Source organism: Sporofaciens sp. JLR.KK001 (assembly GCF_036941055.1).
Classification (GTDB): Bacteria; Bacillota; Clostridia; order Lachnospirales; family Lachnospiraceae; genus Sporofaciens.
Genome location: NZ_JAYMNO010000001.1, coordinates 4,806,799 through 4,819,467, shown reverse-complemented (window position 1 = coordinate 4,819,467; position 12,669 = coordinate 4,806,799). Strand labels below are relative to the sequence as shown.

Annotated in this window: 16 protein-coding genes; 15 read left to right on the top strand and 1 reads right to left on the bottom strand. The window is 45.2% G+C overall.

Annotated features, from left to right (window positions below):
• Window positions 1–10: 10 nt before the first annotated feature.
• From VSQ62_RS24510 to VSQ62_RS24495, 4 genes are read left to right on the top strand one after another with little or no spacing between them, the layout of a single operon-like run.
• Window positions 11–1,048, top strand: coding sequence for an aldo/keto reductase (locus tag VSQ62_RS24510; protein ID WP_334637365.1), 1,038 nt, complete (start codon window positions 11–13; stop codon window positions 1,046–1,048).
• 13 nt (window positions 1,049–1,061) lie between these two features.
• Entirely contained in the window at window positions 1,062–1,541 is a 480-nt protein-coding gene (locus VSQ62_RS24505) for a flavodoxin (RefSeq protein ID WP_334637363.1), read from the top strand.
• Between the two features lie 13 nt (window positions 1,542–1,554).
• Complete coding sequence (locus tag VSQ62_RS24500; RefSeq protein WP_334637361.1) at window positions 1,555–2,307, top strand: carboxymuconolactone decarboxylase family protein; 753 nt, start codon at window positions 1,555–1,557, stop codon at window positions 2,305–2,307.
• A 20-nt stretch (window positions 2,308–2,327) separates the two neighbouring features.
• The gene (locus tag VSQ62_RS24495) at window positions 2,328–2,867 is read left to right on the top strand and encodes a DUF4405 domain-containing protein (RefSeq protein WP_334637360.1); all 540 of its coding nucleotides are present in this window, start codon (window positions 2,328–2,330) and stop codon (window positions 2,865–2,867) included.
• Here the strand turns inward: VSQ62_RS24495 and VSQ62_RS24490 are convergent.
• The gene (locus tag VSQ62_RS24490; protein WP_334637358.1) at window positions 2,864–3,463 is read right to left on the bottom strand and encodes an IS1634 family transposase; all 600 of its coding nucleotides are present in this window, start codon (window positions 3,461–3,463) and stop codon (window positions 2,864–2,866) included. The two genes, VSQ62_RS24495 and VSQ62_RS24490, sit on opposite strands and share 4 nt — an antisense overlap.
• Between VSQ62_RS24490 and VSQ62_RS24485 the strand changes: the two genes are divergently transcribed.
• The 11 genes from VSQ62_RS24485 to VSQ62_RS24435 all read left to right on the top strand — a co-directional run bounded on the left by VSQ62_RS24485 (window position 3,462) and on the right by VSQ62_RS24435 (window position 12,644).
• The gene (locus VSQ62_RS24485) at window positions 3,462–3,902 is read left to right on the top strand and encodes a DUF5720 family protein (RefSeq protein WP_334637769.1); all 441 of its coding nucleotides are present in this window, start codon (window positions 3,462–3,464) and stop codon (window positions 3,900–3,902) included. The genes VSQ62_RS24490 and VSQ62_RS24485 overlap by 2 nt on opposite strands.
• Before the next feature lie 392 nt (window positions 3,903–4,294).
• On the top strand, window positions 4,295–4,528 hold the full coding sequence (locus VSQ62_RS24480) for an excisionase (protein WP_334637357.1): 234 nt from the start codon (window positions 4,295–4,297) through the stop codon (window positions 4,526–4,528).
• 121 nt (window positions 4,529–4,649) lie between these two features.
• Window positions 4,650–5,297 carry a site-specific integrase gene (locus VSQ62_RS24475; protein WP_334637355.1) on the top strand — a complete coding sequence of 216 codons (648 nt, stop codon included), beginning with the start codon at window positions 4,650–4,652 and terminating at the stop codon, window positions 5,295–5,297.
• Window positions 5,298–5,730: 433 nt separating this feature from the next.
• The gene (locus tag VSQ62_RS24470; protein ID WP_334637353.1) at window positions 5,731–7,086 is read left to right on the top strand and encodes an ATP-binding protein; all 1,356 of its coding nucleotides are present in this window, start codon (window positions 5,731–5,733) and stop codon (window positions 7,084–7,086) included.
• Window positions 7,087–7,169: 83 nt separating this feature from the next.
• Entirely contained in the window at window positions 7,170–7,361 is a 192-nt protein-coding gene (locus VSQ62_RS24465; RefSeq protein WP_502957828.1) for a helix-turn-helix domain-containing protein, read from the top strand.
• 81 nt (window positions 7,362–7,442) lie between these two features.
• Window positions 7,443–7,763 carry a TfoX/Sxy family protein gene (locus tag VSQ62_RS24460; RefSeq protein WP_016218014.1) on the top strand — a complete coding sequence of 107 codons (321 nt, stop codon included), beginning with the start codon at window positions 7,443–7,445 and terminating at the stop codon, window positions 7,761–7,763.
• Window positions 7,764–7,794: 31 nt separating this feature from the next.
• On the top strand, window positions 7,795–8,313 hold the full coding sequence (locus tag VSQ62_RS24455; protein ID WP_016218015.1) for a signal peptidase II: 519 nt from the start codon (window positions 7,795–7,797) through the stop codon (window positions 8,311–8,313).
• A 192-nt stretch (window positions 8,314–8,505) separates the two neighbouring features.
• Window positions 8,506–10,086 carry a MobQ family relaxase gene (mobQ, locus tag VSQ62_RS24450; protein ID WP_016218016.1) on the top strand — a complete coding sequence of 527 codons (1,581 nt, stop codon included), beginning with the start codon at window positions 8,506–8,508 and terminating at the stop codon, window positions 10,084–10,086.
• Window positions 10,087–10,151: 65 nt separating this feature from the next.
• On the top strand, window positions 10,152–10,796 hold the full coding sequence (locus VSQ62_RS24445; RefSeq protein ID WP_016218017.1) for a CHC2 zinc finger domain-containing protein: 645 nt from the start codon (window positions 10,152–10,154) through the stop codon (window positions 10,794–10,796).
• A complete protein-coding gene (locus tag VSQ62_RS24440; RefSeq protein ID WP_022745624.1) occupies window positions 10,765–12,102 on the top strand; it encodes a virulence-associated E family protein in 1,338 nt (445 codons plus the stop codon). Before VSQ62_RS24445 ends, VSQ62_RS24440 begins: the two co-directional genes overlap by 32 nt.
• Before the next feature lie 308 nt (window positions 12,103–12,410).
• Window positions 12,411–12,644, top strand: coding sequence for an excisionase (locus tag VSQ62_RS24435; RefSeq protein ID WP_016218019.1), 234 nt, complete (start codon window positions 12,411–12,413; stop codon window positions 12,642–12,644).
• Window positions 12,645–12,669 lie beyond the last annotated feature (25 nt).

Below are 12,669 nucleotides of genomic sequence, written 5' to 3'. Positions count from 1 at the left end.
AGGCGATGCAATGCAATATATAAAATTTGGAAATTCTGATTTGACTGTTTCCCGCATCTGTATGGGGTGTATGGGATTTGGCGACGCAAATAACGGTCAGCACTCATGGACGATTGACGAGGAACATTCTCGTGAGATCATCCGACGCGGGCTGGACTTGGGTGTTAATTTCTTTGATACGGCAATCGCTTACCAAAGCGGAACCAGTGAGCAGTATCTTGGCAGGGCGCTTTGGGAGTATGCAAAACGTGAGGATGTGGTGGTGGCGACAAAATTTCTTCCCCGCACTCAGGATGACATCCGGGCCGGGATTACCGGACAGCAGCACATTGAACGGATGATAAACCGTAGCCTTGCCAATCTTGGTATAGATTATGTGGATTTATATATTTATCACATGTGGGATTATGAAACGCCGCTCTATGACATTATGGAAGGTCTGAATAACGTGGTAAAAGCTGGAAAAGTCCGCTATATTGGTATTTCTAACTGTTTTGCTTATCAGCTTGCAAAGGCAAATGCACTGGCGGAAAATGAAGGATTTGCAAAGTTTGTATCCGTACAGGGGCACTACAATCTGATTTTCAGGGAAGAAGAACGGGAAATGGCAAAGCTCTGCCGGGAGGACAATATCGCCATGACGCCGTACAGTGCGCTGGCCGGAGGCAGGCTTTCGCGGCTCCCCGGTGAAACCTCTAAGCGTTTGCAGGAGGACAGTTATGCACGGCTGAAATATGACGATGCCGCCGGGCAGGATAGCGTGATTATTGACAGAGTGGTGAAACTTGCGGAGGACAAAGGCGTTTCTATGACGGAGATTGCTCTTGCATGGCTTTTGACCAAAGTAACCTCTCCGGTAGTGGGAGCAACGAAGCTCCATCATATTGAAGGAGCGGCAAAAGCGACAGAACTGGAATTGTCAGCGGAGGAGCTTTCCTATTTGGAGGAGCCTTATGTTCCGCATAAGCTGGTGGGCGTTATGGCGCAGAATACGCAGGCTTCTGCGAAAGAGAGCCATGTATGGTCTGCAGGAAATCAGAAAATATAGCAGGAGGTGCGATATGAGTAAAAAAATGGTAGCATATTTCAGCGCAAGCGGTGTAACGGCAAAAGCTGCAAAAGAATTGGCGGCGGTTTGCGGCGCGGATTTGTACGAGATTAAACCGGAAACTCCATACACCCGTGCAGATTTAGACTGGACAAATAAAGAGAGCCGAAGCAGCTTGGAGAGGAATGATCCGCTTTCCCGCCCAGTGTTGGCAGATTATCTGGCAGATATAGCAGGGCATGATGTGATTTTTGTGGGATTTCCGGTTTGGTGGTACACAGCGCCGGCTATTATCAAGACGTTTCTTGGAGCGTATGATTTCAGTGAAAAAATCATTGTGCCATTTGCTACTTCCGGCGGCAGCGGGCTTGGGAAAACAGCGGAAACTCTGCGGGAAATCGTTCCAATGGCAATAGTTATGGAAGGAAAGCTTTTGAATGGAAAGCAGAAAGCGGAAGAATTGAAAAAATGGGCAGACAGTTTTGAAAAATAGGGAGGATAGGATAATGGTAAAACAAACAGCAGGCAGAGATCAGCTTGGGGATTTTGCCCCTAAATTCGCACAGTTAAATGATGATGTATTATTTGGAGAGGTGTGGAACAGGGAGGAAAAACTTTCCCTGAGAGACCGCTCCCTTGTGACGGTGGTCTCTTTAATGTCGCAAGGGCTGGTGGATTCTTCCTTTCAGTACCATCTGATGAGCGCAAAGAATAACGGGATTACAAAAGAGGAAATTGCGGAGATTTTAACTCACGCAGCGTTTTACGCAGGATGGCCGAAAGCATGGGCTGCTTTTAAGATGGCGAAGGATGTCTGGATGGAAGAATCACTGGAAGGGAACGAGCGGGAAACCCATGAAAGGAACATGCTGTTCCCGGTTGGAGAACCGAACAGCGGCTTTGCGCAGTATTTCACCGGGCAGAGTTACCTTGCGCCGCTTTCCACGGAACAAATGGGGATTTTTAATGTTACGTTTGAACCGGGATGCCGGAACAACTGGCACATCCATCATGCCGCTTCCGGCGGCGGGCAGATTCTGATCTGCGTAGGCGGTCGCGGCTATTATCAGGAATGGGGCAAAGAGGCACAGGAATTAAATCCCGGAGATGTAGTCAATATTCCGGTTGGAGCGAAACATTGGCATGGCGCTGCGCCGGATAGCTGGTTTTCCCATCTGGCGGTTGAAGTCCCCGGTGCAGAGATTTCTAATGAGTGGCTGGAAGCAGTGGATGATGTTTCCTACGGCTGTTTGAAATAAGAGAGGTGGTGGATGGAAATATGAACGGAAAATGGAAATGGGCTGTTGACGCGGCTATGACGGTGGCTCTGCTGTTCCTGATGGGCTATCAATTCTGGGGCGATGCAGCTCACGGATGGGCGGGAGCTGGGATATTTGTTCTGTTTGCCGTCCACCATATATTAAATTGGAGATGGCATAAAAATCTATTTCAGGGTAAATATTCTCCCATGCGTATTTTTCAGGTCTGCATAGATATACTGACATTGTTTTCAATGATTGCCCTCATATACAGCAGTATTGTTTTGTCAAGATATGTATTTGCATTTTTACCGATAGAAGGAGGAATGGCACTGGCAAGACGGCTGCATATCTTAGGTTCTTACTGGGGATTTTTGCTGATGAATATACATCTTGGCCTGCATTGGAACATGGTGATTGGTGTGGTTCAAAAGAGGATGCGGATAAAAAAATCATCAAGGATGCGCTCTGTTTTGCTGTTTTTCATTGGCACGGCAATTTCCATGTATGGAATAACAGTATTTATCCTAAAATCCCGTTCAAATTATACACATGTTTAAGGTGTCAGCCCATATAACTCATATATATCTTTTTGAAATGGCGTAAGTTCCGTTGTGTATTTTTTTCGTGTTCCATTTATACTGACACTACGGACAGTTTTCATTTCACTTATTACTTTTTGAAGATCATGATTTTTATACCATCCGGCTTCATTCATCACCTGCTTTAGACGAGTTGTGATCAGAAGTGCAATAAACTGTATGAAGATTCTGCCTTCCATAGCTGCCGCTGAATGGATACGCAAACGTTTCATATCAAGATCATTTTTGAGATCATCGAAACATTTCTCAACAGCATCCTTGCTCCGGTACACCTCAAGAGCTTTTGTCGTATCCTTAATGTGATTACTTACAAGCACGAACCAGCCGATATGGTTCCTTTTATGCTTGCTAATGGCTTCCTCATTGTAATCCACCCTGATGCCTCTTATAGGAGTTTTATGGATCAAGAAGAACTTATCATAATAAGAGGCATGCTCCTTTACATGCCTGCCGGCCATAAGTTCTTCATAACAGCAGTGCAGGGTATGGTCAAAATTCCGTTCGTCTGACGCCGCCTTGAAAATATCGTGGTAGGAGGAAACACTTGTGGGCATGAAAGAAATCGTGCCGGTGATAAAGGACTTACTGACAAAGGCAATCGTGGAGAACGCTATCCGAAAACTGGAAAAGATACCGGAGCCGGAGTGCAGCCAGTTTGTCGCCGCCACAAAAGCACGGTTCCTTGCAGAACGTGACAATTCCATTTGCCAGCGGCTTGCGGCGGCAAAAGCACAGGAGCCGATTTTGCAGGGGCATGACCTGTCAGGAAAGGAACGGTTCCACCCGGAAACCCGGCACATGATTACGCTGGAAGTACAGAAGCAGTGCTTTGTCGGTTTTAAGGGGGAGCGGTTCCGCATCTTCCTCTCCGATGAAGGCTACCGGAACGCAAAGCGCAGCGAGCAGGAGAGGGAAATCAAGATAAAGAGCCATGCCGCCGTTGTCGCCGGGAAGCTCTATCCTGACAAAAAGCCCAGACAGCAAGAACGGTAAAAACGGAGTTAAAACTTTCGGAAAAAGAATTTACAGAACTGTATACACATTTATCGTAAAACCTCAAAATATGTATTCTTTCTGCCTTTATGAAAGTTCATAACATGAGGGAAAAGGATAAAATGATAGTCCATCAAAAAACTGAATATCTCGCCGCCCATCAGCGGCACATCCAAGCAGGAAATCTGAAAAGGTATCCTGCTATTTTTTTGCCCGGAATCCGGGAGAAAGGAGGACACACTTGCCTTGCCCGCATTGTAAAATCACAATCATCAAACGGGGCGAAAACGAATCCGCCGTTTCTGCCGCTGCCTATCAGAGTGGCGAAAAGCTGTCTTGCATATCCATTTGGCGACTGCTGCGACAACGACAGTTATGGAGGACAACTGCCTATGGCGAATAAAAAAATAAATGTTGATGAAAAAAGATATTCAGATATTCCGGTCTGGCGCAGGTATACGCTGCCTATTGAAGAAGCAGCCGGATATTATCATATCGGGGAAGGAAAGCTGCGAATGCTCATTGACACACATCCCAATGAAGATTTCTATGTGATGAATGGAAACAGGGTTCTGATTAAGCGTGAGAGATTTGAACGGTATCTGGACCACGCAACTGCTATATAAGAATATCTGAAAAAGAGAACAGCAGATTGCCTGTATCCCATGATAAAGCTGTACGGAGAGTCAAATTTGTGATATGATAATTTTGCAAGTCTGACTCTCCTTTTTTGAAAGGAGAGGTTTGATGAGTGAGAAAAGAAGAGATAACCGTAATCGTATTTTACGTGAGGGCGAGTATCAGCGCACAGATGGGAGGTATCGGTTCCGTTATATTGACGAGGACGGAAAAGAGAAAAATGTTTACAGTTGGCGTTTGGATAAGAATGATCCAATGCCGAAAGGTAAGAAGCGGGAACTTTCATTGAGAGAGAAAGAAAAGCAGATTGAAGCAGATTTGTTTGACCACATCGTAACGAATGGCGGCAATTACACGGTGCTGGAGTTGGTGGAGAAGTATGTATCTCTGAAAACAGGAGTCCGGCACAACACGGTTGCCGGATATAAGACAGTCATTATTGAGCCTATGGTAGATGGTTATATTCGTTTTCTGTGTCTGGATAAGAATGATATGCCAAAAGTTGCCCTTCACTGGGAGAAGTATCTGGAGCATATCATTGAGAAATACAATAAGATTTACCGCATCCAGATGCCAAAAGTAACCCCTCATGTATGCAGGCATACCTTTTGCTCCAATATGGCGAAGCCGGGAATGAATCCGAAGACCTTACAGTATATCATGGGTCATGCGGATATCAGTGTAACATTGAACACCTACACCCATGTGAATTTCGATGATGCGAAGGAAGAACTGCAACGAGTGGCGAACTCTTAAAAAAGCCCATTGGTAAAGCCGCTTACTTTACCAACGTATTTACCAATTTTGCAGGGACAAATATGAGAAAGTATGAAACGATTTGAGAAAATGCTTTGGAAACATAGAATTTCGGAATAGTCTGAAAACCCAGCAAAATCAAGCATTTGAGAAGAAATACAGGATATGTAAGGAGTTATAGAAAAATGATTAAAATACTTTTTGTCTGCCACGGCAGTATCTTGAAATGTTCCGGAAAAGCCTGTAGAATCAATGATTTCACGCTTCAATAAGGTACTTACTACACCACTACTACACCATTTTCGAAAGAGCCTTGACATGACAATCAGAAAATTAAAATAGATTTTATGAGGATATAGTATTTTGTAGAAGATTTTGTTATGATATGAATTGGGTAGATGTTATCTACCCAATTTGACTTGGAGGTGCTTTCATGGCAGAGAGTCAGAATATTGAATGGAAAGAATCATGGCGGGATGAATATCTCAAATGGATATGCGGTTTTGCCAATGCGCAGGGTGGAAAGATTTATGTCGGCACAAATGATGATGGTACTGTCATTGGTATCCAAGACAGTAAGAAGCTTATGGAAGATATTCCCAATAAAGTAAGGGATATTCTGGGAATTATCGTAGATGTGAATTTGTTATCTGAAGACGGAAAAGAATACATTGAAATTTGTGTCAGTTCAAATACTTATCCTGTGAATTACAGGGGAGAGTATCATTATCGGAGCGGAAGCACAAAACAGTTGCTTAAAGGACAGGCATTGAATCAGTTCCTCTTAAAAAAGACTGGCATTACCTGGGATAGTGTTCCCATACAGGATGTTGCAGTAAGGGATTTGCGGAATGATAGTTTTGATATTTTTCGTGAACAGGCCGTTCTTAGCAAAAGAATGGACAAAAAAGATGTCGATTCTTCCAATGAGCAATTGCTGGATAGTTTAAATCTGCTTGACCATGGTATGCTCAAGCGGGCGGCGATTTTACTATTTCATCATAATCCGGAGAAATGGATACCAGGTTCTTATGTAAAAATTGGCTATTTTGAAACAGATTCAGAATTGCGGTACCAGGATGAAATACATGGGTCACTGATTTCACAGGCTGATAGAGTTGTGGATTTGATTTTTACCAAATACCTGAAAGCAGAAATCTCTTATCAGGGAGTTACAAGGGTAGAAACTTATCCTTTTCCAAAGGAGGCGATTAGAGAAGCCGTTTTTAATGCCATCGCCCACAAATTCTATGGAACTTTGATACCGATTCAAATCAGGGTATATGCGGATAAAATCATGATTGCAAACGATTGCGTGTTTCCTGATGACTGGACAGTTGATGATTTGATGGGAAGTCATCGTTCCAGACCATATAATCCGCTCATTGCGAATACTTTCTTTCGTGCAGGCTTTATCGAAGCATGGGGTCGGGGAATTGAGAAAATTAAGGACAGCTGTGCGCAGGCCGGGAATCCCATGCCAGAGTATATGGTGAAAAAAGAGGACATTATGGTGACGTTTAAAGGTTTGATGACTGACACTACCCAAGATACTACCCAAGCTGTTACCCAAGGTACTACCCAAGTTGGTTTTCAGAATATTGGAAATTCGATTCCTATGCGGATTATAAAAGTTATCAAAGATAATCCAGCATTATCCCAAAGCCAGATTGCAGAAATGCTTGGTGAAAAACATGATACGATTAAATATCATATGCGGAAAATGCGTTTGTCTGGTGTGATTGAAAGGGAAGGAAGCAGTCAAAAGGGAAAGTGGATTATAAAATAAAGTGTTGTTACCTTAATCAAGTGTTAATAGAACATTAAAAATGATATGAGTGGAATCGTACAAAACCGAAGGAGGAAAGTGAGATCAGTACAGCTTCACTGGCGAAGCTTGGCAAGAATGCCAATATCACGACAGATGTTTGGGTGAAGATCTTCAATGCTTTGGAATGCGATTTTTCTGACATCATGGAGATGGTTCCAGTAGAAGAAAAGGCTGATTTTCCCAAAAAGCGCGGAAGATTGAAGTGTAAGTATAAATTTAAGCGTCAGAGCTGAGTTTCATAAAATATGCTATCTTTTCGATAAGCAATAAAGTATAATGAAGTCAGTAATAAATTTAGAAATTGAGGTAAAGTTATGGCATCCAGCAAAGAATATTTAGAATTTATTTTAGGTCAGTTATCTGGCTTGAATGAAATTACCTATCGAGCTATGATGGGCGAATTTGTCATTTATTATCGTGGTAAGATTGTAGGCGGTATCTATGATGATAGATTACTTGTTAAACCAGTAAAATCAGCAATAAGTTATATGCCAACGATTTCGTATGAGTTACCTTACGAGGGAGCAAAAGAAATGTTGTTGGTAGATGAAGTTGATAATAAAGAGTTTTTGACAGGATTGTTTAATGCTATGTATGAGGAATTGCCTACCCCTAAATCGAAAAAGAAGAAATAATAAAATAATAATTTGAGAGGAAGTGTTACTGATGGAAAAGTTTAAGCCGTTTATTATACCTGTGGCATTATTGGTTTTAATTGACCAGACGGTTAAAATAGTAATTTCAAAAGTATTTATGAAATGCGAATTTGATATAATAGCCAAAGTTTTAAGATTTAATCCAGAACTAAATACTCGTTTATCTTATGCTGGAAATTTCTTCGAATTATTATCAAGTCCGTTTGTTACCATTTTATTGAATGTGTTTGTTTTGTTCCTCTTTTTTTCAGGATATATGCTATATCAGGCAAAAAGAGCACATATAAGTTTTTGGGTAAAAATAATAATGATTTGTGGCATATCGGGATGTTTATGTAGCTTGATTGATAAGCTGTTTTGGGGTGGAAGTTTAGATTTTTTGCAGATACCTACCCTTTTTATTTTTGATTTGAAAGACTGCTATCTTACAGTTGCAGAAGTTATATTTGTTGCTATTGGAATTTTGAATAGCAAAGAAATATCGGTTAAAGAGTATTTACATTTTTGTTGTAACAAATTTAGCTTGTAAACTTCTGGTTTATTATTTCTTATACATCGGGTCAACTTGCCCCGAACTTTTACAACTAAATACCCGCCGCCCACACAGCGGCACACCGAGCAGGAAATCTGAAAAGGTCTCCTGCTTTTTTTCTGCCCTCTGCCCCAAATGAGGTGGTAAAACGCCACCCCATCCACCAATTACCGAAAGGAGGGACACGAAATGCCCTGTCCACACAACGAAATCACGATTGTTCAGCGCAGCCAGCGACAGTCTGCGGTTGCCGCCGCTGCTTACCAGAGTGGCGAAAAGCTGTTCTGTGAATACGACCAGCAAGTGAAGCACTACCCAGAAAAGCGTGGTATCGTCCACAATGAAATCCTGCTCCCGGCAAATGCCCCACAGGAATATGCAGACCGCAATACCTTATGGAACGCCGCCGAAGCGGTGGAGAAGCAATGGAACTCCCAGCTTGCAAGGCGGTGGGTGCTTACCATCCCCAGAGAAATACCGCCAGACCAGTACGCTGTCCTTGTCCGGGAGTTTTGCCAGAAGCAGTTTGTTTCCAAAGGCATGATTGCTGATTTTGCTATCCATGACCCCCATCCGCCGGGACATAATCCCCACGCCCATGTCCTGCTCACTATGAGGGCAATGGACGAACATGGAAAATGGCTTCCCAAGAGCCGCAAGGTTTATGACCTTGATGAAAACGGGGAACGGATAAAGCTGCCGTCCGGCAGGTGGAAAAGCCATAAAGAAGATACGGTTGACTGGAACGACCAGAAGTATTGTGAAATCTGGCGGCATGAATGGGAGGTCATCCAGAACCGCTATCTGGAAGCCAATGACCGCCCGGAGCGTGTGGACTTGCGTTCCTATGCCAGACAGGGGCTTGATGTTGTCCCTACTGTCCATGAGGGGGCTGCTGTCCGGCAGATGGAAAAGCGTGGTATCCAGACGAATATCGGCAACCTGAACCGGGAAATCAGAGCCGCCAACAGTCTGATGAAGTCCATCCGGCAGCTTATCCAAAACCTCAAAGGCTGGATTACCGAGCTGGGCGAAAAACGGAAAGAGCTGCTTGCACAAAAAGCGGCGGAGGAAGCGACACTTCTTCCCAATCTGCTGATGAAGTATATGGAGATACGCAAGGAAGAACGGAAGGACTGGACAAGGGCTGGACAGAACCGGGGGACTTCACAGGACTTAAAGGCAGTCAGCGAAGCCCTGTCCTATCTCCGGCAAAAGGGGCTTTCCACTGTGGAGGACTTAGAAGCATTTCTGGAATCTTCCGGGAAATCAGCCGCAGATTACCGCAATCAGATGAAGCCAAAGGAAGCCCGAAGCAAAGTGATTGACGGGATTCTTTCCAGCCGGACAGACTGCAAGGAATGCAAGCCTGTTTATGAGAAGTACCGGAAGATGTTTTTTAAGAAAACAAAGGAGAAATTCAAACAGGAACACCCGGAGGTTGCCCGGTATGAGAAAGCCGCCACCTACCTTGCCAAGTACCCGGATGATAAGGACAGCACCCAAAAGGAACTGCAACAGGAGCAGGAAACGCTTCTGGAAGAAATCGCAGAGCAGGAAGTACCGCTGACCGAGGTGCAGGCTGATTTGAAAAAGCTGCGAGACATCCGCTACTGGGTACGGAAAGCCACACCCGGCACAGAGGAAAGCAAAGAGCCGCCCAAGAAGCAGCCCATCAAAGAAGTCTTGCAGGATAAGGCGGACGAGAAAAAAGCACAAAGAACCGCCCCGGCACAGAAGAAACACAAACAACAGGATATGGAACTTTAACAGGCACTTGCCATTTTCAATCAGAGAATGTCAGGTGCTTTTCTTATTTTCAAGGAGGGATAGATTTGAATGTATTTGAAGCTGTGAAGCAGTCCGTCACAACAAGACAGGCTGCGGAGCATTATGGAATCCATGTAGGTCGGAACGGGATGGCTTGCTGCCCGTTCCATCACGATAAAACCCCAAGTATGAAGCTGGATCAGCGTTACCACTGCTTCGGCTGCGGTGCAGATGGGGATGTGATTGATTTTACCGCCGCCCTGTATGGGCTGGGAAAGAAAGAAGCCGCCGTACAACTGGCACAGGACTTTGGGCTTTCCTATGAGGACTGGAAGCCGCCGGGAAAGGCAAAAAAGCCCAAGCCCCGGCAGAAATCCCCGGAGGAACAGTTTCAGGAGGCAAAGAACCGATGTTTCCGTATCCTTGCCGATTATCTTCACTTGCTTATGGCATGGAGAACGGACTACGCCCCGCACTCCCCGGAGGAAGCCTTTCATCCCCGGTTTGTGGAAGCCTTACAGAAGCAAGACCAAGTGGAATATCTGCTGGATATATTGCTGTTCGGGGAGACAGAGGAAAAAGCGGCTTTGATTACGGACTACGGAAAGGATGTGATACAGCTTGAACAGCGAATGGCAGAGCTTGCAGCCGCAGACGCAGCAAGAACTAAAAAACACCATGAACGCCATGCAGCCGTCCCAGAGCATTGAGGAAATCAAGGCGGGGCTGGAAACCACCGAGAAAGGCGGTGTCCGTCAGAGCATACGGAACTGCCTGACCGTATTCCAGCGTGACCCTCTGCTTTCCGGGGCTATCGCATACAACATCCTGACCGACCGCAAGGACATCATAAAGCCCATCGGTTTTCACAGAGAAAGCACCGCCCTGAACGATACGGACATGAAGTATCTGCTTCTTTATCTGGAAGAAACCTATGGGCTTACCAATGAGAAAAAGATTGATAATGCCATCGGGATTGTGGCGAATGAAAACAAGTACCATCCCATCCGGGACTATCTCAATACCCTTGTGTGGGACGGGACAGAACGAATCCGTTTCTGCCTACGACACTTTCTGGGGGCTGACGCAGACGATTACACCTATGAAGCGTTGAAGCTGTTCCTGCTGGGTGCAATCTCACGAGCCTTTCAGCCGGGGTGCAAATTTGAAATCATGCTCTGTCTGGTAGGCGGTCAGGGGGCTGGCAAGTCCACTTTCTTCCGTCTGCTGGCAGTCCGGGACGAGTGGTTCTCCGATGATTTGCGGAAGCTGGACGATGACAATGTGTACCGCAAGCTGCAAGGTCACTGGATTATCGAAATGTCGGAAATGATGGCAACCGCCAATGCCAAGAGCATTGAGGAAATCAAGTCATTTTTAAGCCGACAGAAAGAGGTTTACAAGATACCCTATGAAACCCATCCGGCAGACCGCCCCCGTCAGTGCGTGTTTGGCGGCACTTCCAATGCCCTTGACTTCCTGCCCCTTGACCGTTCCGGCAACCGCCGCTTTATCCCCGTCATGGTGTACCCGGAGCAAGCCGAGGTTCACATTTTGGAGGACGAAGCTGCTTCCAGAGCCTATATCGAGCAGATGTGGGCGGAAGCGATGGAGATTTACCGAAGCGGCAGGTTCAAGCTGGCTTTCAGCCCCGCCATGCAGCGGTATCTCAAAGAACACCAGCGGGATTTTATGCCGGAGGACACCAAAGCCGGGATGATACAGGCGTATCTTGATAAGTACACCGGGAGCATGGTCTGTTCCAAGCAGCTCTACAAGGAAGCCTTGAACCATGCCTTTGACGAACCGAAGCAATGGGAAATCCGGGAAATCAACGAGATAATGAACCAGTGCATTTCCGGCTGGCGGTACTTCCCGAATCCAAGAATGTTTTCCGAATACGGCAGACAAAAGGGCTGGGAGCGTGAAAACCCGGCAACGGACTCCGGCAACCCGTCTGAAAAAACGATGGACGGTTTTGTGGAGGTCACAGAACAGATGGAGCTTCCATTCTGAAAATGACAGCCCGTTGCACCCCCTGTTGCTATCCCGTTGCCGAGCCGGTTGCCGGGGAAAACCCCTTATTTCCGGGCTTTTCTCCCTTATAACAACCAAAACAACAGAAAAATAAAAGAAAAGTATAAATAGTAACCATCGCCAGATTGAGATTGTTTGCAAGGTCTTTTGAAGCCCGTTGCCGGACTTCGTTGCCGACACCCTCTGTCTGGCTATTTTCATGTGCGCAGGCGATGAGCCAAGCGGATACGCTTGCGTATCCATTTGGCGAATGCTGCGACAATGATAGTTATGGAGGATAACTGCCTATGGCGAATAATAAGATGAATATTGAAGGAAAAAATTACTCGGATATTCCGGTGTGGCGTAGATATACGCTTACCATTGAGGAAGCAGCCAGATATTATCATATCGGCGAAGGAAAATTGAGAACGCTTATTGACACACATCCCAATGAGGATTTTTATGTGATGAACGGCAATCGTGCCCTCATTAAGCGTGAGAAATTTGAGAGGTATCTGGATCAGGCTACTGCTGTGTAAACAGAGCTGACAGATTTACCGATTT